At 38.7% G+C, this 23930-nt stretch carries 18 protein-coding genes; 4 read left to right on the forward strand and 14 right to left on the reverse strand.

Annotation, left to right across the window (positions count from 1 at the left end; translation table 11 throughout):
- Positions 1-41: 41 nt before the first annotated feature.
- Genes ACFSR6_RS06915 through mraZ form a run of 4 tightly spaced genes read right to left on the reverse strand, consistent with a single transcriptional unit; the run spans position 42 to position 3912 of the window.
- Positions 42-2141: a penicillin-binding protein gene (locus ACFSR6_RS06915; RefSeq protein WP_379076763.1), complete on the reverse strand. Its 2100-nt coding sequence runs from the start codon at positions 2139-2141 to the stop codon at positions 42-44.
- Complete coding sequence (locus ACFSR6_RS06920) at positions 2131-2553, reverse strand: FtsL-like putative cell division protein (RefSeq protein WP_379076766.1); 423 nt, start codon at positions 2551-2553, stop codon at positions 2131-2133. The genes ACFSR6_RS06915 and ACFSR6_RS06920 overlap by 11 nt, the downstream gene beginning before the upstream one ends.
- Positions 2550-3455, reverse strand: a complete 906-nt coding sequence (gene rsmH / locus ACFSR6_RS06925) for a 16S rRNA (cytosine(1402)-N(4))-methyltransferase RsmH (RefSeq protein WP_379076768.1) — start codon at positions 3453-3455, stop codon at positions 2550-2552. Before rsmH ends, ACFSR6_RS06920 begins: the two co-directional genes overlap by 4 nt.
- The gene (gene mraZ, locus ACFSR6_RS06930) at positions 3445-3912 is read right to left on the reverse strand and encodes a division/cell wall cluster transcriptional repressor MraZ (RefSeq protein ID WP_379076771.1); all 468 of its coding nucleotides are present in this window, start codon (positions 3910-3912) and stop codon (positions 3445-3447) included. Before mraZ ends, rsmH begins: the two co-directional genes overlap by 11 nt.
- A gap of 546 nt (positions 3913-4458) precedes the next feature.
- Here mraZ and ACFSR6_RS06935 point away from each other — a divergent pair.
- Entirely contained in the window at positions 4459-6030 is a 1572-nt protein-coding gene (locus ACFSR6_RS06935) for a PepSY-associated TM helix domain-containing protein (RefSeq protein ID WP_379076774.1), read from the forward strand.
- A 314-nt stretch (positions 6031-6344) separates the two neighbouring features.
- Here ACFSR6_RS06935 and ACFSR6_RS06940 read toward each other — a convergent pair whose 3' ends face one another.
- The 10 genes from ACFSR6_RS06940 to ACFSR6_RS06985 form a co-directional block, all read right to left on the reverse strand.
- Positions 6345-8636 (reverse strand): TonB-dependent siderophore receptor, encoded by a 2292-nt coding sequence (locus ACFSR6_RS06940; protein ID WP_379076776.1) that lies wholly within the window; start codon positions 8634-8636, stop codon positions 6345-6347.
- A gap of 315 nt (positions 8637-8951) precedes the next feature.
- Positions 8952-10145, reverse strand: a complete 1194-nt coding sequence (locus ACFSR6_RS06945; RefSeq protein ID WP_379076779.1) for a phosphoglycerate kinase — start codon at positions 10143-10145, stop codon at positions 8952-8954.
- 6 nt (positions 10146-10151) lie between these two features.
- Complete coding sequence (locus ACFSR6_RS06950; RefSeq protein ID WP_379076782.1) at positions 10152-10589, reverse strand: GNAT family N-acetyltransferase; 438 nt, start codon at positions 10587-10589, stop codon at positions 10152-10154.
- Between the two features lie 185 nt (positions 10590-10774).
- Positions 10775-12151, reverse strand: coding sequence for a paraquat-inducible protein A (locus ACFSR6_RS06955; protein ID WP_379076784.1), 1377 nt, complete (start codon positions 12149-12151; stop codon positions 10775-10777).
- A gap of 32 nt (positions 12152-12183) precedes the next feature.
- Complete coding sequence (locus tag ACFSR6_RS06960) at positions 12184-13488, reverse strand: paraquat-inducible protein A (RefSeq protein ID WP_379076786.1); 1305 nt, start codon at positions 13486-13488, stop codon at positions 12184-12186.
- Between the two features lie 309 nt (positions 13489-13797).
- Positions 13798-14793 (reverse strand): type I glyceraldehyde-3-phosphate dehydrogenase, encoded by a 996-nt coding sequence (gap, locus tag ACFSR6_RS06965; protein WP_379076789.1) that lies wholly within the window; start codon positions 14791-14793, stop codon positions 13798-13800.
- A gap of 174 nt (positions 14794-14967) precedes the next feature.
- The gene (locus tag ACFSR6_RS06970) at positions 14968-16047 is read right to left on the reverse strand and encodes an MraY family glycosyltransferase (RefSeq protein ID WP_379076792.1); all 1080 of its coding nucleotides are present in this window, start codon (positions 16045-16047) and stop codon (positions 14968-14970) included.
- Between the two features lie 754 nt (positions 16048-16801).
- Positions 16802-17542, reverse strand: a complete 741-nt coding sequence (locus ACFSR6_RS06975; RefSeq protein ID WP_379076795.1) for a glycosyltransferase family 2 protein — start codon at positions 17540-17542, stop codon at positions 16802-16804.
- Between the two features lie 122 nt (positions 17543-17664).
- Complete coding sequence (locus tag ACFSR6_RS06980; protein WP_379076798.1) at positions 17665-18057, reverse strand: hypothetical protein; 393 nt, start codon at positions 18055-18057, stop codon at positions 17665-17667.
- Between the two features lie 186 nt (positions 18058-18243).
- Positions 18244-18687, reverse strand: coding sequence for a hypothetical protein (locus tag ACFSR6_RS06985; RefSeq protein WP_379076801.1), 444 nt, complete (start codon positions 18685-18687; stop codon positions 18244-18246).
- A gap of 1364 nt (positions 18688-20051) precedes the next feature.
- Between ACFSR6_RS06985 and ACFSR6_RS06990 the strand changes: the two genes are divergently transcribed.
- The 3 genes from ACFSR6_RS06990 (at position 20052) to ACFSR6_RS07000 (ending at position 23850) form a co-directional block, all read left to right on the forward strand.
- Positions 20052-20867, forward strand: coding sequence for a polysaccharide biosynthesis/export family protein (locus ACFSR6_RS06990; protein ID WP_379076803.1), 816 nt, complete (start codon positions 20052-20054; stop codon positions 20865-20867).
- A complete protein-coding gene (locus ACFSR6_RS06995) occupies positions 20867-23275 on the forward strand; it encodes a GumC family protein (protein ID WP_379076806.1) in 2409 nt (802 codons plus the stop codon). The genes ACFSR6_RS06990 and ACFSR6_RS06995 overlap by 1 nt, the downstream gene beginning before the upstream one ends.
- Positions 23276-23346: 71 nt before the next feature.
- The gene (locus ACFSR6_RS07000; protein ID WP_379076809.1) at positions 23347-23850 is read left to right on the forward strand and encodes a UpxY family transcription antiterminator; all 504 of its coding nucleotides are present in this window, start codon (positions 23347-23349) and stop codon (positions 23848-23850) included.
- The last annotated feature ends 80 nt before the right edge of the window (positions 23851-23930 follow it).

Below are 23930 nucleotides of genomic sequence, written 5' to 3' on the forward strand. Positions count from 1 at the left end.
AAATCTTTTACCTTACACCCTACACCTTAAACCTTTTTACCTTAATTCAATTCAATCTGTACACCTAATCCTTTGCCCACTTTTGTACCAGCAGCTATTGACTGACTGATTACTTTACCAGATCCCAAGACTTTCGTTTTTAATCCGGCATTTCCCAACAGGTAGAGTGCATCTTTTAGTCCCATTCCTGATACATTCGGCATCACACCTTTACGTTCGCTATTTTCCTGAAAAATAGTTCCTGCACTGGTATCTATTATATTGTAGTATTCAGATTTCGACGCAAAAAGTGGCTTAAATCCAAATGCTTTATATACTTTTTGTGTAGCCTTACTCTGCCCTGCTTTCGTTGGCGGAGTACCGGTATTCCCCACTAAACGTGTCGGCACATCGTTATACATCTGCATATCGCTGGCATAAATGCGATCGGCAATTTCCCTAAACACCGGACCTGAAACCAAAGCACCGTAATAAGCACCTTTAGGATCGTTAATTACTACGATTAGAGAATACTTAGGCTTATCGGCCGGAAAATACCCTACAAAAGAAGCCTGGTACTGTTTATTGGCTTTATAGCCTTTGTTCGCGTCGGCCACCTGGGCGGTACCGGTTTTACCTGCTATCGGGTATAAGGGATTATAAACAATCTGCTTTCCGCTCCCCTCGGTTACTACTCCTTCAAGCATTTTCTTAATCTTGCTTAACGTCACATCCGAACAGATTTTTTCGTTGATTACCCTGGCTTTAAATTGTTCAATCGGGTTACCCAGCCTTCTGATCTCTTTCACAAAAATTGGCGCTATCATTTTACCATTGTTGGCCACTGCATTATAAAGCGACAACATTTTCAATGGCGTTAACTGCATTTCATAACCATAAGCCATTTGCGGCAAAGTCATGTTCTTGTTCCAACTTTTATTTGTTTTTGGATTCTTTACTGCCGGCGTGGCCTCACCTGGGATTTGCAGTCTCATTTTTTCATTCAAATGCCAATCGTACAAATGATCGGTAAACTTCTTAGGATCTGCACCATATTTACTGTTAATCAGGTATGCAATTGCCGCGTTTGATGATTGTTCGAAGGCTTTTTTAACTGTTACCACACCAATGCTTCCGTGAGAATCTTTAATGGTATGCCCCGGAATTTTATAAGTACCCGTTCCAACCATGGTATTGGTATCAACCAATTTATCTTCCAGTAAAGCCATATATGAGGCCAATTTGAACGTCGAACCTGGATCCTGGTTACCCGCAATGGCGTAGTTAAATTTTTCTTTGTAAACACCTTCTTCTACTTTAGAGAAATTGGCTACTGCACGGATCTCGCCGGTTGCAACTTCCATTAAAATCACCGTACCATGATCGGCCTGCGATTTGATCAACTGTTTTTCCAGTGCACTTTGTGCCAAATCCTGCATATTCACATCAATGGTCGAAATAATATCAGCCCCGTCTTTTGGAGCCACTTCAGCCTCCTCATTCACCGGAATATATACTCCACCGGCAATGCGCTGCATCAGCCTTTTCCCGGTTTCACCATTAATGTATTCTTTATATGCACCTTCTAAGCCTACCCCATTAGCCACATTTTCGTTTTTATAACCAATTGTACGGGCAGCCAAAGCCTGAAAAGGAAGAATGCGTTTATTATGCTGTGTAATCACCAAACAACTCAAACCTTTTGCTGAAATCAAAGGAAAAGTCTTAACCACCTTTAAGTCCTGATATGAAACCCTCCTCTTAAGCAGCAAACTACGCACACTATCTTGTCTGGCTTTTCGCAAATAACGAGAATAATCTTTAGCACTCTTATCGCCAAAAGTCTGTGCCAGTTTCATGGCCAACGAATCGACTTTTGAATTGAAAAAATCATTATCCTGAATACTACCAGCAATCATATCCATACGCAATTCATATTCAGGTATCGAAGTCGCCAGCAAACTACCATCATTAGAATAAATATTCCCACGGGCAGCTTCCACATTTACATAGCGTGTAGAAAGGCTATCAGCCATAGCTTTCCATTTTTTTCCCTGTACAAACTGCACCTGACCGAGGCGTAAAAACACCGCAAAAGCAAAAAGCACAATTAAGCCAAATGCCAGATATACACGAAGCAAGATGTTTGCTCTAATATTCATCGCTTTTAACAATTATTTTTTTTGGTGGTTCAATCAGTTCTTTTATTCCCAGGGTATCAACCTTTTTAGCAACCTCCGTCAGTTTGCTTTTAAACATCAGTTCGGCTTTTAGCGATTTATACTCCCATCGTAATTCTTTTACTTCTTTATTCAATTTATCAATGCGGCGTACATTATTTACCGCAAAGTGGCTATTGGCAATGTAAACCATCCCCAGAAAAGCCAAAAAACACAGATAAGGCAAAGCATCGGTTGCCGCTTCCTTGCTTACTAACCCATCATTAAAAAGCTTGCTGATAAAGGAGTTACTATCCATCTTTTCTTCAGCAGTTTTCGGCTTTTTGGGCGCAGCTTTTAATTCCGGCTCAGGTCCAACTTCCTCTTCTTCTATCTCTTCTCTAAACCTGTTCATATTTTTTCTGCAATTCTTAGTTTCGCACTGCGGGCCCGATTGTTTTGCGCAATCTCCTCATCAGTGGCAATAATCGCTTTACGTGTAATTACATTAAATGGCTTCTGCTGGTTCCCGAAAAAATCTTTCTCCACCTCTCCCTGAAACTTTCCTTTTGCCATGAAGTTTTTAACCGGCCTGTCTTCCAAAGAATGATAAGACATCACCACCAAATGGCCGCCAGGCTTTAAAACTTCAGCCGCTTGCTGTAAAAAATCTTCGAGCACCTGAATTTCTGCATTCACTTCTATCCTAAGCGCCTGAAAAACCTGCGCCAGGTATTTATTTTCTTTACCTTTAGGAATATAGGCCGATATAGCCGATTTAAGGCTGTTAATATCAGTAAAAGGCTTTTCTAAACGCGCAGTAACAATGGCACGGGCCAAAGACTTCGCATTTTTTACCTCACCATAAATACCAAAAATTTTATGCAGCTTATCTTCAGTATAAGTATTCAGGATTTCAGCAGCAGTCAAATTGCGGTGCTGATCCATACGCATATCCAAATCGGCGTTATGACGGATTGAAAAACCACGTTCAGGCACATCAAACTGATGAGAAGAAACCCCCAGATCAGCCAGAATACCATCTACCTGCCTGAAACCTTTTAAACGCAGGTTGTTTTTCAAAAACCCGAAGTTCTGATCAATAAACACAAAACGATCATCAGCAGGAATATTAGCCTGCGCATCCGGATCCTGATCAAAAGCAATTAAGGTTCCTTTCGGCCCCAAATGCTTTAAAATCTCTCTCGAATGACCTCCGCCACCAAAAGTAACATCTACATAAACCCCGTCAGGCTTAATATTCAAGCCATCAATACAAGGCTGCAGCATTACAGGCACATGATAATTATTCGCCATCTGCACCTCCTTTCTTACCACCCATTACTTTTTGAGCCAGGTTAGCAAAATTGGCCGGTACATCATCAAAAATATCTTCGTAAGATTTTTTATCCCAAACTTCAATACGATCTAACTGACAGGCCAAAACCAGATCACTACCAATACCCGCATATTCAACCAATGATTTTGGCAACAATACACGGCCGGCAGCATCAAGCGAAAGCTCAGTTGCCCCACGCGTAAAAGCCCTTACAAAAGCCCTGTTTTCCTGATCGTAAATATTGAGTTTGGCAAGGTCGGCCACAACAGCGTCCCATACATTTTTAGGATAGATAACCAGATTTTTCTCAAAACCACGGTTAATTATGAGCCCATCATTCTCGGCATTAGGCAATTGTTTCTTAAGCGCAGCAGGCACCATAAGGCGACCTTTTGCGTCAAGTTTACAATCAAATTCTCCTAAAAGTTGGGTCATAGTGGTATCTACACTTTTTATCTAGTGTAAAAGTAAAGAGTTCTACCACTTTTTACCACTTTTTACCACAAAAAAGTTTTCCACATCTTTTTTGTTACGATAATGGCACTACAATATTATTAGAATAAGGCAATTAAAACAACCTAAAAAAGCTTTAACATTGATAATAAGGCGGTTAAAAGCAAATCACAACAAAGTGTCACGCTGGCCCATTTTTATTCCTAAATTTTAAGGTTTTAACTAAAAACCCTCATTTATTGGTATTAAAATACAATGGCGCCTCCCACTTTCAGCCTTTTTTATCCCTCGTTTAAAAGCCGGATTACACCTGTAATAAAATTCTTATACCGCAACATCACTTTTCAACCAGAGCTGACACACTATTCCTTTTATCCAAATAAATACTTTTCTAATCCAGGAAATTACACGACCCTACTCAACTTATTTAGACTCATTAAAAATAATTTGGATAAGCGGGATTAAAACTATTTCTTTGTAGCAAACAAATTCTGAAATACGTTCCCGGTTAAGGGGTATATCCGCTAAATGAAATCAGCAGACAATTCTAAAAAAATCAGTTGGGCAAAACATCAAAAGAGATGGTTCGGTAAATGGCACCTTTACCTTGGTATTATTGCAGGTGCGGTAGTGGCCTTTATAGGTTTAACAGGTAGCATTCTTGTTTTCCAGGATGAGATTGACCGCGCTTTAAACCCAAAGCTTTTCGAGGTAATTGCGCAAAAGCAAAAAATGCCCGTGGAAGAGATTGTACCGCTCATTAAAAAGAACTATCCGAAACTTAAAATCGACTACCTGATGCTGAACAACTTCAAAAATCCCAATGAAGCTTACAGCATTTTGGATTTAAAAAGCAATGAAGAAACTTTTATTAATCCGTATACAGGAAAAATAGGCGGCAAAAGAATACATACCAGTTCTTTTATCCATGTGGTTACCGAACTGCACCGTACATTACTGATCCCCGTTGTGGGGCGTTACATCTGTGGTTTGGCCTCCCTCTGTCTTTTGATCTTAACCATTTCAGGCCTGCGTTTATGGATCCCAAAGAAATGGAAACAGTTAAAATCAGCGCTTACGGTAAGGTTTAGCGGCTCTTTTAAAAGACAAAATTACGACTGGCATAATTCACTTGGTTTTTATTCCTCTCCCATTGTAGCAATACTAAGCCTTACCGGTTTTTCCATTACTTTTTCTACGCTTGTTATACCCCTGTTATTTGTACTTAGCGGAAAATCGCCACAAGGAGTTGCCCAGCTCTTAGGCGCAAAATCTGCATGGCATGCACAGGCTGTGCCTCTTCCGCTTAAACAGGTTGTTGCCGCGGTTAAAGAAAAAATGCCAGATGCCCATATTGGTGGAATAGCGTTTCCGGCAGACAAAACAGGAACATACCGGTTAGATGTTTTGAGCGGAAGCTTACCTAAACAAGGGAAACGGGAAATGTTAGTGGTTGATCAATACACCGGCAAAGTATTGCTGAACAGTCGCAAGGATTTCCCAAATGTTGGTAATGCCTACCTTAGCTGGTTAACCCCTATCCATTACGGTAGTTTCGGGGGCAGACCTACGCAGTTTATTGCCATTGTTGCAGGTTTAATGCCACTGGCACTTTTTATTACCGGATTTGCCATCTGGTGGCCTCGCTATAAAAAACAGAAAAGGGGTAAAAAGCAAAAAACAAATGAAGAAGCTTTGGATGGGATATCGGCAACTGTGATAGATGAAAAGGAATCAAAACCAACGAAAATTAAAACCGCGCTCCCTAAACCGGGCAGATATTTTGTTATTAATTTTATATCGGGATTAAAATATGCTTTAATCATCCTTCCCATCAGTTTTATTATGGGTGCACTTTATGGCCTGCCTTCAGGAATCATAATCCAGCCAGCCATTTTTGTAGTGGCTTTCAGTTGTGTAATGGTTTGCTTAAATTTCACCTGTGCCCTGCTGTCTGAAGTCTTCAATGTCCTGTTTTTAATTCCATTTAAAAAAGGCAGTTATAAAGTAACACGATATTTTGCACTCTCAACCGCATTTTTGGTATGTTACCTGGCCGTTTATATGGTATTGCTAAATACGGGATGGCAGGTTTTTTAGGTAATCCACAACATCAAAACGATTTATGTTGATATGTGAAAGTATCATAAAAAGGACCTGTTTCATAAAGTGAAGTACTATGTCAGTTTTGAGCGTAATCGAAGACACTATTTTTAGTACAAAGAAAGCACTTGGACAGGCTCAGTGTGCAATAGCATTAAATTTAAACCACTCGAACAGGTAAAAATAATTAACCACAGATAAAAAGGATACACACAGATATAAAAATCCGTGTTTATCCCCGCCTGAACGGCAGGCCAGGTGTGTATATCTGTGGTTAAAAACTTCAACTTAGAATATAGTTAAACAGGTTCTTAAAATTTGAAAGAAAAATTGGCCACAAAGTTCCTGGTAAATTGTGGGTTTCCTACCAAATCCCAATATTCTACATTGGTGATGTTGTTTAGTTTAAAGCCAAATTTCCATTTTTCTTTTTGGTAAGAAACAGCTGCATTAATAATGTGATAGGCCGGGATAATGTAAGTATTGCTGGAATTTAAATAAGAATCGCCAACATAGTTTCCTCCAAAACCCAGCCCGATGCCTTTAATATTCTGCAATGGTAACTGGTAATTTAACCAATAATTAACGACGTGCTTGGGGGCCTGAGTGGCGTATTTACCTTCATAAACATCGGCTTTAATAAACTTATTTTGATTAAATCCGTATCCTGCCACAACATTAAGACCAGTAAAAGGATTTCCAGTAAGTTCTACTTCAACACCCCTGCTCACCTGCTTACCATCCTGAAAACTAAACAGGGCATTATCTGTACGCAAAGCATTGTCAATATCAATATAATAGTAACTGATATTTCCGCCGAGTTTACCTCCTGGCAGTTCAGCTTTTACCCCACCTTCCAATTGGTTGGCAAAAACCGGTTTTGGTTTAAAAAGAGTCCCATCCGGCTGTTCAAGCGGTCCCTGATTTTGAAAACCATTCATAAAGTTTCCAAATAAAGATACCTGGTCTTTAACCACTTGATAAACAACTCCGAATTTAGGAGAGAGAGATGGCTGAACAAAACCGCCTTCATAGGTTTGCTTAAAACGATCAAAACGCAAGCTTAACATCGTCGACAAACGGTCTGTCCAGTTGATTACATCAGATGCATATAAACCAAAGGCATTTCCTCCATAGGCATCATTTGATGCAGGTATTGAATTATCGGCCAAAAGGCTGGTTACCCTGCTCAATCCTGATTTTTCAAAAGGTTGGTTAATATTTATTTTATCAAGCGAAAGAGCTTTGTAGGTAAGTGTTTCATCATTATATTCGAAACTAGCACCAATCAACAGGTTATGCTGAAACTTGCCCGTACTGAACTTACCATTGAAATTTTGCTGAATATTGGCATAAGTTCTTTCTCTCGGACCAAAATGCCTAATGCTTGTTGAAGCCGTGTCAGCATCGATCCATTCCACATAAGGTTGATAGCTATGGTTTAAAAATTCATTTACGTGGGATATACCAGTTGTTGATGTCCAGTTTTTACTGATCTGATATTTAGCCTGTCCAAAATATTTTGTGGCTTCAGCATCGCTTAGCAGATCATTTTGAAAGAAAGACTTCTTAAAGCCTAATGGAATATCTTTGGCTGACTTGAAAGGTACTTCATCCCCAAAAAGCAAGGTGTAGGCTAAACGGGTTGCATTACTGTTAAAATATTCAAAATCGAACAAGAACGAAAGACGTTCGCTGGCTTGATAGGAAAGGCTGGGACTAATTACATACCTTTTATTTTTACCATATTCGCTTGAACTGTTCTGCTGGTGCTTTACTGCATTGAACCTTAACAATACTGTTTTCTCTTTATTTAGCGGTGTATTGAGATCAATAGTAGCTCGGCTTAAATCAAAGCTTCCCATGCTATAATCTACTTCACCACCAAAACCCGCATAAGGTTTCTTGGTCACCAGATTTATAGCACCACCAAAAGTAGCTACCTGAGCGCCAAAAAGCGTACCTGATGGTCCTTTAATCAACTCTACCCGTTCAAGATTCACTATTTCCGTTCCTGTCCTGTAAACTGAGGTAGCCATTCCATTTCTGGCATAATCAAAATTGGTAAAGCCCCTAAATAATACTGCAAAGCTTCCCGTTACATATTCTGTGGGTACTACTCCAGGCGCAGCCCTAAACACCTCCTTAACATCAGTCATCAACTGTTCTTTAATTAACGCCTTTCCCACAACATTATATACTTGTGGATTTTCGAGGTTTTTTAAAGGCATACGGGCAACATAGTCGGTTTCTTTAGTTTGCCGGCCATTGCTATTTACAACAACCTCCTGCAACTGTTGTTTGCCTTCAACCAGCGTAAAATTAATAATGGTGGTTTCACCTGCTTTTACCGTTATCGTGCTTTTTTGTGTTAGAAGTCCGGTGAAACTAGCGGTTAAGGTATAAGTTCCTACAGCAACTCTGTTTATTGTATAATGACCTGCCTCGTTTACCACCGCTGCCCTATTTGTTCCTGCTAGAAAAACATTTACAAATTCTGCTGGTTTACCATCTGAAGTAGTTACTGTGCCCTTAATCGTACCTGTTTGGGCAAAAGCCTGTACCGATAAGACCGTTAAAAATAAAGTTAGGATTTTAAACATGTGAAATTGATTTTATTTAGACTTAATATAAATAGCTTCAAATATAGAAATATTAACTCCATTATTGGAATAATTTTAATTCTGTTAAAAATGTATTTATTGATTTATCAACAGATAAATTGCTGGCAAATGGCTTCAGAAAATAATAAGATACAGTGGAGGGAATATGATAAATACAATAAAGAAGAAAAAATTGAAATTTAACAGGAGCAGAATACAGTGATCATAAGTAGATCTAAAACTGTAAATCATTATAAAAACAAAAAGGCCTTGCAAATATCATCTGCAAGGCCCTTTCATATTTATTGGTATTTCTTACCCATTAATGGCTTTAACGCCTGGTAGTTCTTTACCTTCCATGTATTCGAGTAAAGCACCGCCACCGGTGGAAACATAACTTACTTCATCTTCCAAACCGAATTTGGCAATCGCTGCAGCAGAATCGCCACCACCGATTAATGAAAATGCGCCATTATCTTTTGTAGCCGCTACAACTGCATCGGCAACTGCTTTAGTACCTACCTGAAAGCTTTCCATCTCGAAAACACCCATTGGGCCATTCCATAATAAAGTTTTAGAGTTTTTGATCACCTCTTGGAACAATTTGGCTGTTTTCGGGCCGATATCAAGTCCCATCCAACCTTCAGGAATCTCACCTGAAGTGACATCTTTTTTATCTGCATCGTTGGCAAAACGATCGGCAATTACCGTGTCAACAGGTAAAATCAGGTTTACACCCTTTGCTTTTGCTTTTTCAATCAGTTCTAAAGAAAGTTCCTGTTTATCTGCTTCTAATAAAGAAGTACCTATTTCGCCACCCTGTGCTTTGGCAAAAGTATAAGCCATACCCCCACCAATGATGAGGTTATCCACTTTTTCCAATAATTTCTCAATCAAAAGGATTTTATCAGATACTTTAGCTCCCCCCATGATGGCAGTGAAAGGACGTTCTGCGTGGTTTAAAATTTTCTCCGCATTTTCTACTTCCGCAGCCATTAAATAACCGAAGTATTTTGCTTCAGGGAAAAACTGCGCTATAATCGAAGTAGAAGCATGTGCGCGGTGTGCCGTTCCAAAGGCATCGTTTACGTAAACATCGCCTAGTTTTGATAATTTTTCAGCAAAAGAAACATCACCTTTTTCTTCTTCTTTGTAGAAACGGAGGTTCTCCAGCAATAAAATCTCACCAGGTTTTAAATCGGCAGCCTGTTTTACCGCACTTTCGCCGATACAATCATCAGCAAATTTTACATCAACACCTGTCAAAGCAGATAAATCGCTTAAAATGTGTTTTAAAGAATATTTATCGGTTGGTCCATCTTTCGGACGGCCCAGGTGCGACATTAAAATAACAGCACCGCCATCTTTTAAGATTTTAGAAATGGTAGGTAAGGCAGCCCTGATCCTTTTATCATCAGTAATTTTAAATTCGTCGTCTAAAGGAACGTTAAAATCTACCCTGATCAGGGCTTTTTTATCTTTAAAGTCGAACTGGTCAATTGTGTTCATGTTTAATTATTTTGATTTTAAGTTTAATTTCATTTCGTAGTGGAAGCCGATTCCGGGGATATCAAATTCGGGCGACTCGGTGGTAAAACCGATTTTTTTATAAAATGCTGCAGCAGTTGAGCGGGCATTGCACCATAAATAATCGGTATTATATTCTTTTAAGTATTCGATGGCAAAGGTAACCAGTGCAGCACCATATCCATTTCCAACTGCCCCGGGATGCGTAGCCATGCCACGGAGCTGATACCCTTCGCCCTCTTCCGGAAAAAAATCATTGCGCATGAAAGTGGCAATAGATTTTATTTCTCCATCTGTTAAAAAACCAAGGTGAAAAGTATCATAGGCAAGATCGCCTTCAAAAACACAGGCTTCTAATGGCTTGTTATTGCGTAAAACCAGGCTTCTTAAAGGCAGTACTTCTTCCGGAAGAATAAATTTGACCATATTTTTATCGTTAGCTTATATCTGAAGACATTGCTATAGGATGCACCGCAAACGTTTGCAAAGTTAATAAAGCAATTGAAACCCGATAATAATATCAGTCACAATTTTCAACATGTTGAAAACTGCAAGCGGGATCAAACTCAAAAGAATAATCTGCCATTTTCAGCAAGGAAGTGCAGGATCTATCAGTCACTGCCATCATGAGTGGCATATTTCATGTTTGATTGCTTACCTGGACCATTTTTCTCGTCAATGCGCTTTATAATAAAAGAAAGCACTTTTGCATAAACCACATAAGCTACAAATACGAAAAAACCGAGTTGCAACGCCGAATTGTTGGCAGTAACAGTGGTTAGTGTATCGTTTTTAATGTTCAGGCCGGAGAGCTGGCTCTTAAGTATTCCGTTTAATCCAATATAAGTCATTGTGGTGCCTACCACCATTACATCAGCCATATCCCATTTACCAAGATCGAACGCCATAAAGCGCAGCACTTTCTGGCTGCTGAAAAAATCGCTGCATGATATATATATCCCTCTTGCCACAATACGGAAAAGCGGCAATACCACCACAAATACGAGCAACAGGACACCAACAAGTACGGCATCGGGTTTGGGCTGTTCTATTAATGTTCCTATAATTCCCAATATACTTTTGCTCTGAAAAAAAAGCACCTGATTGGCAAAGACGATTTTATCGCCCAATAATGCAAACTCCAGCGTTTTTATACGCGCATCAACCTCGATAATCGGTGAGGTCACTCCCACTGTAAGCAGGATAACAGCAAAAAGCAAGGACATGACGAATAATGGCACATGCAATTGTACCTGTTTTCTTAAAAAGAGCCATAGTGTTAATGCAATGGCTACACAGCCCAACATGCCCCAAAAACAATAAAGTGTATCGTGTTTAATTTGCAGAAGTTTAGTTTCTACCAGACGATCGTAAGCTGTAGCTCCCGCAACGTGGTACTTTTTGTAGATATTATGTTCTACAGCGGTAATGGTGGTATCGGTACTATCGTAGGTCTGCTCTTCGAGCTCGTCTACTTTACTCGCAGCAACATTTTTAAGTCGTTTTAAGCTGGTTGGACTGGTGATTTTCGTTACAATGGTTTTTGCAAAAGATGGTACTTGTGCATGAAGCTCATCCACATCTACAATACTGTTAAAGGCCAACTTTTTGAGCTTTCCGCCCAATGTTTTCTGCGGTTTCGTTACTTCTGAAACAGCCTTATTAACCAATCCGTGCAGTTCCTTCTCGATCCCTTTCCGCATCTCAATTTTCTGTTTTGCGGTTAACCTGAAGCCTTTTACGCGCTGATCAACAACAGCCGAAATCTTCTCTCCCCACCTATCTACGGAGAAAATACCGAAAGTAATGTTGTTCGATAAACTGTAATCTTCCTTGATCCGTTTCTGCTCGTAAGAAAGCTGGTGGAAACGGTAACCAAAATAGGCAGCACCGATGACGAGCAGACTAAGTGCTGTAATCAGTGCAAAAGGGATCAACCTGTTCTTCTTTGCCGGGGTATTTTTAGGATTATATGTCGTTGTTGCCATAAAATTTAATCTAACAGCTGCAATAAACCGAATTAACGGGCATCATGCGGTGTGATGAACTTTAATATCGTAGAGAGAATGAGGCCGTATAGTACAAAGCTGATGAATATGATGTATCCGGGCTGCAATGCTGTGTTATTGGTTGTTAGAATGGTTAAAGAATCATTTTTGATATTGAGTGCCCGGAGCTGACTTTCGAGTAGGCCATTTAACCCGATATAGGCCATTAAGATGGCGATTACAATGACATCGGCCATGCTCCACTTACCCGACTGGAAAGCGAAGTATTTAATCACTTTATTTTCGGCCAGCTTTTTATTCCCCAGGAGGTGGATCCCTGTTGAACTCAGTTTCACTATAGGAAAAAGGATGCTAAACACCAATATCAGCACTCCGACCAGAATTGAATCGATACCGGGCTGGCTGATGAGGACATGTACCACATCCATGATACTTTTGCTCTGAAAAAACAATACCTGATCTTTAAAAACCACATGCTCACCAAGCAGCACAAAATCAAGCGAACGGATGCGGGCGTCTACCTCTATCATTGAAGCGGTAAGGCCAACGGCAAGGAGTATAAATGCAAACAGCAAAGACATTATGAAAAGGGCAACATGCAGGTTACGGCGTTTACGAAGCCCCCACCAAAATCCCAAAACAATAATTACACAAGCGAGCATGCCAAATGAATAAGCATACGTTTGGCTACGGATACTTGACAGCGACTGAACAAGTTTTTTATTCAGTGCATCGGTAGAAGCCACATGGTACTCTTTGTACAATGCTTTTACTGAAGCACCATTGGAAACAAAGGCACTATCGAGTTTTTCTTCATTGGCAAGTTCGTTAAACTCGCCCATGGCCATTTTGCTCAGTTGTTGTTTGTTTGCCGGGTTATCGACCTCGGCAATAATCTTTTTCGCAAAATCTGGTACCTGCGCCCTGATACTATCGGAGTTTACAAAATTGCGTATCACAAATTTCTGTATCTTACCGCTAATTGTTTTTTTGGGTTTATTTACCAGGGCTTCAGCTTTATCTATAAGTGCAAGCAATACGTTTTGTACTTCCGTTTGCAGTATTTTCTTTTGTTTTTTAGTCATTTTCAGGCTGCGTACCTGATGGTGCACAATCTTTGAAACATTATCTTTCCATTGCTGCACAGAGAAGAGTCCGTAGGTAATGTTATTGATATCGGAATAATCTTTCTTGATGCGTTCCTGCTGATCGGAAAGTTGGTGCAACCGCAGCCCAAAATACCCTTCTGCTGCTAGAAGTGCCGTAAGTGAGAGGATAAGCCATAATTTGGGAAGAAAAGACTTCCTTTTTGTCATGTTTGTATTTTGTGTTTCCAAGCCTGTTCAGTTTACACGTTATTTTCTTTTTTCTGTTGAGATTATAGAAAGTCATTGGGCTTATTAGGATGCCAATAGTTGGTGCCAGGTACCGGCAGATTAAACCAATAAAACGCAAAAAGGTTTAGCAAAAGCCAAACCTTTTTATTTTTTTAGATATTTTAACCACAAAGACTAACAAACAGCACCCTATCCAGTCCTTATTGCCTTAATAATGGTTAGTACAGAGATATGCTTTAAGTCAGGGTGCAACTCGTACAGGTAGGTAAATAAACCATCCTAAAGATATCAGCCTTTTTGTAACGACTCAATTTTTTTCACCACATCGATTAAACGGCTGCTGTAACCAAATTCATTATCATACCAACCTACTACTTTAACCAGGTCGCCAACGATAGAAGTTAATAATGAATCGAATATGCACGAATGGGGATTATCAATAATATCGATAGATACTATCGGATCTTCGGTATATTCAATAAGATCTTTCAATTCATTTTCGGCAGCTTTTTTAAACGCTGCGTTAATTTCTTCGATAGTTGTTTTTTGCTTTAACAGGCAGGTAAAATCGGTTAACGATCCGTTTAAAACCGGAACCCTGATTCCTGCTCCGCCCAAACGGCCTTCCAGTTCTGGAAAAATATGTGTAATCGCTTTGGCAGCCCCCGTTGTAGTGGGAATAATGGAAGATGAAGCAGCCCTGGCCCTGCGCAGATCTTTATGGTTTGCATCATGTAGATTCTGATCGCCCGTCATCGAGTGGATGGTTGTAATATAGCCTTCTTCAACGCCCCAGTTATCATTCAAAATTTTGATCATCGGGGCAATGTTATTCGTTGTACAACTAGCATTTGACAATACAGGGCTCCTCAAATCGATCTGATGGTCGTTTACCCCTAATACTACCATCGGGATATCGTCTGCAGCCGGGGCCGAGATTAACACCTGCTTTGCTCCCGCGATGATGTGTTTTTCGGCTGCCTGCCTGCTTAGGTTTTTACCTGTACAATCAACCACGATATCAACCCTTAACGCAGACCACGGTAATTCATCAGCTTCCTTAATGGAAAATACAGGAATAGAAACCTGATCGATAACCAATGCATCGGGCTCGGCCGAAACCTGACCGCAATAAACACCATGTACGGTATCGTATTTAAATAAATGGGCCATCGTTTTGGCATCTGCCAGATCGTTAATTGCTACCACTTCAAATCCTTCAGCCAATGCTAAACGTAAAAATGTTCTTCCTATTCTACCAAAACCATTTATTGCCAGCCTCATTGTATATAAAAATTAGAGCGCAAAATTAGTGTTTATTTATGAATTGAATGCGCGATAAATGATTTGGGTTAAAGGGTTAGTCGAGGCTTTAGAAATTAAGGCTCATAATCAGGAATATGACCAGATGGAAGCGAAATGATTAAAGATGTTTTTTTGATCTTTGCAAAGCAGTAATTAAGCTTTCCGTTTTCTAAACAAGCTTAGCGATAGCAATCCGTTAAAGATAACACAGATTCCTATAATAAGGAAAATGAGCACAAAATTTCCCAGCCGCTGCAGCGCAATAGTAGCCATTAAAATAAGAATATTAATGGCCAGTGAGGCAAGTACAATCCAGTTTGGTTTAAAACCAAGTCTTTCCAAACGGTGGTGGATGTGGTTACGGTCTCCCTTAAATGGAGAACCCCCTTTTAAAATACGAATGGTAAAAACCCTTAATGAGTCGAAAATGGGTACGATAAGTATAGCTACGGCTATTGCGGGTGCCGAATAAAAGGCCGGTTTACTTCCGGCAGTAAATTTATTGAGCTCGATGAACTTAATGGCCAGCGCAGCAGAAATAAGCCCAATAATCAATGCTCCCGTATCGCCCATAAATATTTTAGCAGGAAACCAATTGTATTTTAAAAAACCGGCTATAGCACCTGCAAGAGCAAAAGCAATACATGCATAGGGCACCTGTCCCATCAAGGCAAACAAAACCCCGAATACCAGGCTCGTTAAAATACCTATCCCACCTGCCAATCCGTCTATACCATCTATTAAATTGAATGCATTATTGAGGAAAATAATTAATGCAATGGAAAAAAAACTCCCCCATATAGGTACCATGTCTCCTATTCCCAATACACCGTATAAACTTGTTAAACGGAAGGCACCAAAAAAAACAAGTATAAAGGCTACAACGATTTGCAGAATAAATTTTGTACTGGTATTGGTGCCATAAACATCATCTTTTAGGCCAAGTGCCGCAAGGATGATGCATGATGCAATTAAAAAATTAGCTTCTTTAAAATTAATAATGGCCGAAAAAAGCAAGATACATACAGTAAAACTACCTACAATGGCCAAACCACCTAAACGTGAAATATTGCGTTTATGGTTTTTACGATACAGGTCGTTCTTATCAAAAAGACCATATTTTAAAGAAGTATAAATTACGCTTGGAATACTAATGATCACAGCTGAAAAGGCCAAAATAAATATGGCTATATAGAAATAGTTTGGGCTGGTATTCAGAATATCTTTTAGCAAAACTTAATAGCGACTGGTTAGCAAATATAACTATCCTCAAATGAATTCATTCTTTTTCTACGAATGACCCCCACAAAAACCACTGAACTCATGATAAAAGGTATACAATCATCTAAAGGAAGCGCCATGCAGCTGTTATCAGACGGATTGTAATCCACCAACACTCCCTGATCTCCCAGGTTAGCATCATAAGCGCATTTAGAATTCGTATTACTCGTAGATCCTGCGGATATTGAATATGTATCGGATATACTCCTTAAAATGCCACATTGAGTATCGGTAGGACCGTTTCGAATATGAATTGCACTAGACGAATAGTAAATTGGGATGAATTGCGATCCTTCCAGAACGAAAATACCAGGCCGTTGTATAGCATAAATATTATTTCCGGTTTTACAACCTACATCTCCAAACGAATAGAAAAAAAATAAAACTGCTGACAAGACAGTTAAGGATAGACACTTTAACATGATTGTTAGGGATTAAGGGAAGTATTTACTGCCCCATATTTTCGATAAACTACTTTTTTAGACAACTATTATTTTGATCAATCTCAAAACCATACACAACAATCGAAAAACCATAAGATTAATACTACAAAAATAACAAAAACCAAACAAAAAAGAAGAGTAAATAAAAGGAAATTACACTTATAATCGAGAAGTTCTTTTGTTTTCAAAACAAGCATAATTCGGGAAGAAACCACCTCTTTATTTGTTTTATTGACATTATTTACCCGGTTGTGCGGATAAAATTAAAACTGACTGAGTTTACTTAGCTTTTTCTTCATCACCACAAATAGCGGATATGGTACGCTATTTCTTTTTAGGGCTTTATAATCATTAACAAAGGCAGCAATCCTGCTCATAAAAGATTGGTTACTTAGGCCACCTGTACGCATGTTCACCATTAAGACGGGAAGGTAAACCGCTTTTATTTTATGTGTATAAAAGTAACGCAGTATTAATTCGTAATCGGCAGCGGTACCTAAATCTAAGGCGTAGTCTCCGTGTTTTTCAAACAACGATCTTTTTAGATACAGCGTGGGGTGTGCGGGCATCCAGCCATTTTTAAGGTCTGCATGCGTGTTCTGCCATGATTTCCACGTTCTGATAACCCGGTGTGCTGTGGAGTGAATATAATTGAGATCACCATAAAGACCATCTATTTCCGGTTGATCGATAAAAGCTTTGGCTACCGTTGTGAGCACATGAGTATCTGCAAACAGATCGTCGGCATTTAAAATCCCGATTACCTCTCCTGTTGCTTTTTTAATCCCTTTATTAATGGCATCGTATAAACCATTATCTTTTTCTGAAACAAAATAATCGATGTTAGATCGGTTTTCTTGAATAATCTCCAGCGTCCTGTCTGTCGATGCACCATCAATTACAATGTACTCTATATCAGCATAAGTTTGGCCCCTTACAGAATCAAAGCATTCCTGTAAAAATGTTTCACCGTTGTAAACGACTGTAATAAGGGATATTTTCATGATTAACCAGGCAGTTTGCAGCTCTCTTTAATTATCAAAAACCGAAACCTGGGTAAATATAAAAATTAGGAAGCGATAGCACTACATAATCTATAACAAAGCCTCACCGAAAATAGAATAGCTTAAAGTTTATTTCTTTTCCTGATGATTAAAATGCCAAATAAACCAATGGCTGCGCCAAAAAGCCAGGTGTGATCGTCGAGGTTACATTCGACCATGGTATATGTACCAACATACCCTTCTAACATAGCCCCTGTCTGGCATCCGTTAACAATGCCCAGTATATTAAAGGTATAAGTTGTACAAACACCGCAGCTAAAAGATCCTGTTGGTGCTGGTGTCCAAGAACAATAATTGGAACTCAAATTTATGCCGGAAGAGGCACTATATGATGGGTTACCGCCAAGTAATACTTTAAGTATTGCATTAATCAACCCATCTTCTGGTGTTTGATAAACGGTATTCTGGGATGGAATTAAGCAGCCTGTAGCAGACCCCTGTGCAAATACTATCACAGAATTTAAAGAAAAAAATAACATGATTGCTAGTATGCATCCCTTCATTTCATATCGATACTGATTCGATATAAAATTAGCATGCCTACTTTATTGATTTGTTGTTCCTTTTGTTCAATCCACCTAGGTTTAAACCTTGTTTACATTAAAAAATTTGAAATTTTAAAGGTCAAATTCCTCTAATTTCTATTCAGCAACTAATTTCTTTTGTTTCCGTAAAGCAACAAAAGCAAGTGATGCAGATGCAAGACATAATATCGAAATTGAATCGTCTAACGGTAAATTACACTGGTTATAATTGCTATAATTTATGGTCCCCAGATTGCCCTGATATATATTACCATTTATATTGATAAAGCAAGTCCCGCCACCTTGAGACCACACATTTGAATCATTAGGATTAATTTCACCACAATTAGGAGAATTACTATAAGTACCAGTAATTACACCGGAAGCATCGTCGTAATAATGATATGTAGAACCCCAATTTGAGTAGGTATCGTCTTTCCAATAGTGTGTGTAGAAATTATTATTCCCATATTGCCAGCATGCATAATTGGGACCAGGATCTCCGGCAAATAAATGAAGAGAACAAACAAAAAAAACAAACGTAAAAACTACTTTTTTCAACAGACGGCTAGCTAAAATATTAAATAAAGATGCCCAGTTGAAAATGAAATTACATCACAAAAAATCAAAAAAGCAGTCTAATTACAACTACAAAATTAATTTATTTTGACTATGAATAAAATGAACAAAGTGTTAATCCAGATTAATATGACAAATTGTACTCTATTGAGAATTAAAGACAAAACAGGAAAAAGTGGGTTCTAACCCGTTTAAAAGCACAAAATTCATCAGAAATTGTTAGAAGAAACCAATGAGGCTATTTGATTAAAATCAACAACAAAATTATTTAGCGTTTCTGCAGCATACCAAAATGCTTAACATAAGTCAAAAATTGCTGAAAATTATATCACTCCATAAATTAATAATCCCCACATTTAAATTCAAAAAGCATCATGAATCACAACTGTAGAATATTATTATCATCATACAGTTTGCCCAAGTAAGCAGCAAAGCAGGCAAAATTTAAAGGCACTTTACATCCCTCGAAAAACCATTTAATTTACAACTCAATAAAGAATAAGCCGATATTTCTTTCTCTATGTTAATTGCGCTTTGTTCCTGATAAACATTGTTCCGGTAAAACCGGCTAATAAAATCAAGAGAGGTAAATAATCATCGATTGGACATTGTATATGGTTCTGCAGTAGCAATCCTCCATAAACCCCACCTATAGTACATTCTCTGGTGAGTGTGCTTGCCGGTTCAGTGGGTGAACAGCCAGCAGGAATACTGACAGGAGTTCCACCATAATCAGGGCCGAATACGCCATTAGTACCCAAATTAGTTGGGTAATAAATTGATTCGAAGCCTGGGCCAAAATACTTTACGCAACCGTTTTGTGCTCTGACATTACCTAAAAAACATGTAAACATAGCCAACAGAAAAAATCTCAAATACCTCATACGCCAACATCTTAAAGTGTTATCCCTTTTAAATAAAGAACTGTCGCTATGATGTCTGAAAAATAAACGATCATTATGAACAACACCTTGGGAATAGGTGATATCTAAATGGATTATAACAGGAATAGCGACATTTATACTTAACTATAAAATCTTTGATCAACTTTACAGCTTAAATAAAACAGTACAAATATACCACCAAACCCTGCTCTCAAAAACATATAAATCAAACTTTAATTTGATTTATATCAACTAAAAAAAGTCTTTTAATTCAAATACGTTTTATGATAATCGTCAGATTAAATAACACAAGAATTGGAAGATGTTGTTTATGAGGGAGATTCCTAATTAAGCTAAAAAAAGCAATAAAAAGCCTTACTTCTAATTTAACTTTTTTTAAGCATTTTTAAGCTATATCTTTGCATTTAAGCTCCTAGCTTGCACTTACTTCCGATTAAGATTATGATCCCGACAAAAGCAATTTTAAAACTTCTTTGTATTTTATCTATCTGCACCGCTTTGGCAAGCTGCGCTGCCAGAAAGGAACATAGTCTTTTTAATGCCCCAAGTGATGTGGTTACTGACACTATTAAACAGGTGTACGTAGTTAATGATCAAGACATTAGTGATGCCTATTATAAAATAAAGGTAAATGATCAATTGGCTATCCGAAACCTGCAAAACAAAGAATTTGGTGCCACGGCTTCGACGAGCAGTAGCACAAACGGTAATCAGATTGCTGCCGGAAGCATCAGTAATACCCTTTCTTATCTGGTAGATGTTGACGGAAAAGTAAACCTTCCGGCTATCGGAAAAGTAGATGTTGTAGGCCTGAGCAGAAGGGAGGCTGCCATTAAAATTCAGGAATTATATGCCAAACAATTACTGCGCGATCCAATTATAGAGCTTAGTGTGGTAAATTTAAAGGTTACTTTATTGGGCGAATTTGGTAAACAAGGGAATTTTTTACTGGAACGCGAAAACACTACCCTGATTGATATTATTGGTGAAGCAGGAGGAATAAACAAAACAGCTGATCCTAAAACCCTGAAAATTATCCGTGGCGACAAGAGTCATCCGGAAATTATTTATGTCAATCTGAATGACATCAACAGTTTAGCCAGTAAAAAACTAGTCCTTCAGAACAATGATATTATTGTATTGCAGCAAACCAAAAGCTCGGCATTGAGCGAAAAGCTCACCAGTGTCAATAATATCGTACAGCCTCTGCTTGTAGTAGTCAACCTGGCTGTATTAATCTTTACTTTAACCCGCTAATGGATAACAGTACAACAACAGAAAATAGAAAGCTAGCCAGCCAGAACATTAACTATTGGAAAATCGTATTGATTTTTCTAAGCAGGTGGTATTGGGTTGCCGGAACGGTACTGATCAGTTTTGTGATGGCCTGGTTATATGTACGTAGCATCACCCCTATTTATATCACCTCTGCTTCATTAAAGTTAGATGGCGATCAGCAGCAGCAAATGGCTGCACTCCCGGGCTCGCCTGTAAATTATCGCCCTTTTAACCAAAACCAGATCCAGACTGAAGGGATCATTATGCGCTCGGAAGATGTAATTTTAAACGCATTAAAGAACCTCGATTATAAAATCAGCTACTATTTAGAAGGAAGGGTGCGGGTAACCGAACTTTACCCAAAACAACCTTTTCAGGTCGATATTTTAACTCAAGACTCTGTAAATTTCAGTAGAGCTACCTATTCAGTTAAACCTGTTGATCGCAAAACCTTTGAATTATCAAGTAGCGACGACAACAACAAAACTTCAAAAAAATATCGTTACGGACAAGCAATTAACGCTGGCAATATGGTTTTTACCGTTAAAACGGAAATCCCTGCCACTGGAAATTATAGTTTCAAATTTAACGGAATCAGAGATTTGTATGGAAGGGCAGCCGGCGGACTAAATGTTTTTGAACAGGAGAAAAACACCAATATTATGGGCGTTACCCATACCGATAGCAATCCTGTTTTCTCTGCCAATGTGCTTAATGAGATTATTAAGCAATATGTGAAGAATGATGCCACACTTAAAAAGAGATCGGCCAAACAAACTATAGATTACCTGGATAGCCAGATCGCATTTTTAGATGCACAGGTAAATAAATCGGGCAATAAGCTTTCCAGTTTTCAGAGCAGTAACAAACTCATCGATCCGAATAGTGATAAACAACTGGGCAATTCGAAATTGAGCAATCTGCAAAACCAGATTGCGGAATTGCAACTACAAGAGCTCGGTATCCAGCAATTGGAAACGCAGGTCAAAAACAATAAAGACCGGATCCAGCTTAACCTGAATCTGGAAGGCACAAACAGTACACTGTTAACAGGCTTAATTGCACAGCTTAACACGTTGATTATAAGCAGGGAAAATAAGTTACAGAATTTCAATACTGATGCTCAACCCATTCAGGACATTAACCGGCAAATTAATGAGGTAAAACAGGCCATTGTAACCAATATCCGTTTATTACATGAGCGTAATCAAAAAACGATCAATTATATTAACGGACAAATTGCACAAGCCAATCAGGCATTAAGCAGTATACCAGCTAAACAAAACGATTTTGCCAAACTGCAAAGTAATTTTGATATCAACCAGCGTATGTTTTCCATGTTATTTGAACGGAAACTCTCCGCGCAGATCAGCTCGGCAGCCGTCATTTCTGGTGCAACCATTATCAGTTTAGCGCAGCCTTCTTACTTCCCTATTTCGCCCGTGCCGAAGAAAATTTATTCTTCTTATTTATTTATGGGCTTATTTTCGGGGCTGGGTTTAATTTTATTGGTCAGAATATTGAATCCTTACCTGTACGATATCGAAACCATTGAGGGCCTAACTGCGACCCCGATAATCGGGGTAATTTTAAAATATCCAAAAAAAGTTCAACCTGGCGAAAGTGTTTTATCTATAGAAAGGCCAAAATCTATATTTGCCGAATCGGTGAGATCTGTGAGAACAAACCTGAGTTTTATGGCCAGCGACCAGGACACCAAGGTAATCTGCATCACCTCAGAGGTTTCGGGAGAAGGAAAATCGTTCGTAAGTTTAAATCTTGCTGGCACCCTTTCCATTATAGACAAAAAGGTGATCCTTATTGCCGCAGATTTGCGAAAATCCAAACTCCACTTTGCCTTTGGCTCTGACAACCGCATTGGTTTAAGTAATTATTTATCCAAACAGGCCGATTTAGCCGATATTATCTTTACGGATGAACGGCACAATATCGACTATATTACTTCTGGTCCTGTACCTCCAAATCCTTCAGAACTGCTCCATCACAAATCAATGGGAACACTGATCGAAAAACTCAGGGAAAGCTATGAATATATCATCATCGATACTGCTCCAGTTGGCTTGGTTTCCGATTCCGTGCCACTCATTAGGAAAGCCGATATCAATCTCTTTATTATCCGATCAGGCGTGTCTAAATTCAGGGCCGCCACTATTCCAGACCGTTTATCAAAAGAATATGGACTTAACAATATTGCCATTATCTTAAATTCATTTGGTGACGAAAAGTTACATGCAAATATTTATACCACCAATTACGCGCATAGCAATACCGGTACGTACTATTATTCTAATTACACAGGTTATGGAAAAAGCGGCTATTACGATGATGAAAAAAGCTGGTGGGAGTTTTGGAAGAAAAAAGGTTAGGTGGTTAACTGTTTGAAAAAGCTATAAAAAGCACAAACATTGGAAAAAGATTCAGCTTAAGGTTAAGCCAAATGATAGATCAAAATTACAGGTGGTATCCGGTTTATACACATTCTAGAGCAGAAAAAAAAGCGAACGGAGAATTGAACAGAAAGGGAATCCAAACTTATTTACCTCTTAAAAAGGCAGTTAAGCAATGGAGCGACCGCAAAAAAATCGTCGAAGAGCCCTTGATTAAATCTTATCTATTTGCGTATATTTCGGCAAGAGAATATGCAGAAGTTTTGATGACCAATGGTGTTGCCAGATTTATTTATTTCTCTAACCAAGTCGCTTCTATTCCTGACCAACAAATCCATGATCTTAAGCTTTTGCTCGCTACAGATACCGATCTGGAAATCATGGATTATGACATTAAACCAGGAGAAAGCGTATTGATTAAGGCAGGTCCGTTTAAGGGCATAATAGCAGAGTTGGTAGCTGTACAAAATAAACAACGTATTATTTTACGTTTACAGAATATGGGTTATTCGATAAATATCAATACATCGGTAGCTTTTGTAGAGCCGTTTTAGTGATGTTGGATTGAAAATGTGAGATGGAGAACAGTGCCATTAACAGATAATAAAAAGCTGATGCATGGTGCTCAGCTTTA

The sequence above is a fragment of the Pedobacter vanadiisoli genome (assembly GCF_042684385.1).
Lineage (GTDB): Bacteria > Bacteroidota > Bacteroidia > Sphingobacteriales > Sphingobacteriaceae > Pedobacter > Pedobacter vanadiisoli.

Coding starts and splice junctions, on each gene's coding strand:
- ACFSR6_RS06915 (WP_379076763.1), bottom strand. CDS start 2,141: ATGAATATTAGAGCAAACATCTTGCTTCGTGTATATCTGGCATTTGGC.
- ACFSR6_RS06920 (WP_379076766.1), bottom strand. CDS start 2,553: ATGAACAGGTTTAGAGAAGAGATAGAAGAAGAGGAAGTTGGACCTGAG.
- rsmH (WP_379076768.1), bottom strand. CDS start 3,455: ATGGCGAATAATTATCATGTGCCTGTAATGCTGCAGCCTTGTATTGAT.
- mraZ (WP_379076771.1), bottom strand. CDS start 3,912: ATGACCCAACTTTTAGGAGAATTTGATTGTAAACTTGACGCAAAAGGT.
- ACFSR6_RS06935 (WP_379076774.1), top strand. CDS start 4,459: ATGAAATCAGCAGACAATTCTAAAAAAATCAGTTGGGCAAAACATCAA.
- ACFSR6_RS06940 (WP_379076776.1), bottom strand. CDS start 8,636: ATGTTTAAAATCCTAACTTTATTTTTAACGGTCTTATCGGTACAGGCT.
- ACFSR6_RS06945 (WP_379076779.1), bottom strand. CDS start 10,145: ATGAACACAATTGACCAGTTCGACTTTAAAGATAAAAAAGCCCTGATC.
- ACFSR6_RS06950 (WP_379076782.1), bottom strand. CDS start 10,589: ATGGTCAAATTTATTCTTCCGGAAGAAGTACTGCCTTTAAGAAGCCTG.
- ACFSR6_RS06955 (WP_379076784.1), bottom strand. CDS start 12,151: ATGGCAACAACGACATATAATCCTAAAAATACCCCGGCAAAGAAGAAC.
- ACFSR6_RS06960 (WP_379076786.1), bottom strand. CDS start 13,488: ATGACAAAAAGGAAGTCTTTTCTTCCCAAATTATGGCTTATCCTCTCA.
- gap (WP_379076789.1), bottom strand. CDS start 14,793: ATGAGGCTGGCAATAAATGGTTTTGGTAGAATAGGAAGAACATTTTTA.
- ACFSR6_RS06975 (WP_379076795.1), bottom strand. CDS start 17,542: ATGAAAATATCCCTTATTACAGTCGTTTACAACGGTGAAACATTTTTA.
- ACFSR6_RS06990 (WP_379076803.1), top strand. CDS start 20,052: ATGATCCCGACAAAAGCAATTTTAAAACTTCTTTGTATTTTATCTATC.
- ACFSR6_RS06995 (WP_379076806.1), top strand. CDS start 20,867: ATGGATAACAGTACAACAACAGAAAATAGAAAGCTAGCCAGCCAGAAC.
- ACFSR6_RS07000 (WP_379076809.1), top strand. CDS start 23,347: ATGATAGATCAAAATTACAGGTGGTATCCGGTTTATACACATTCTAGA.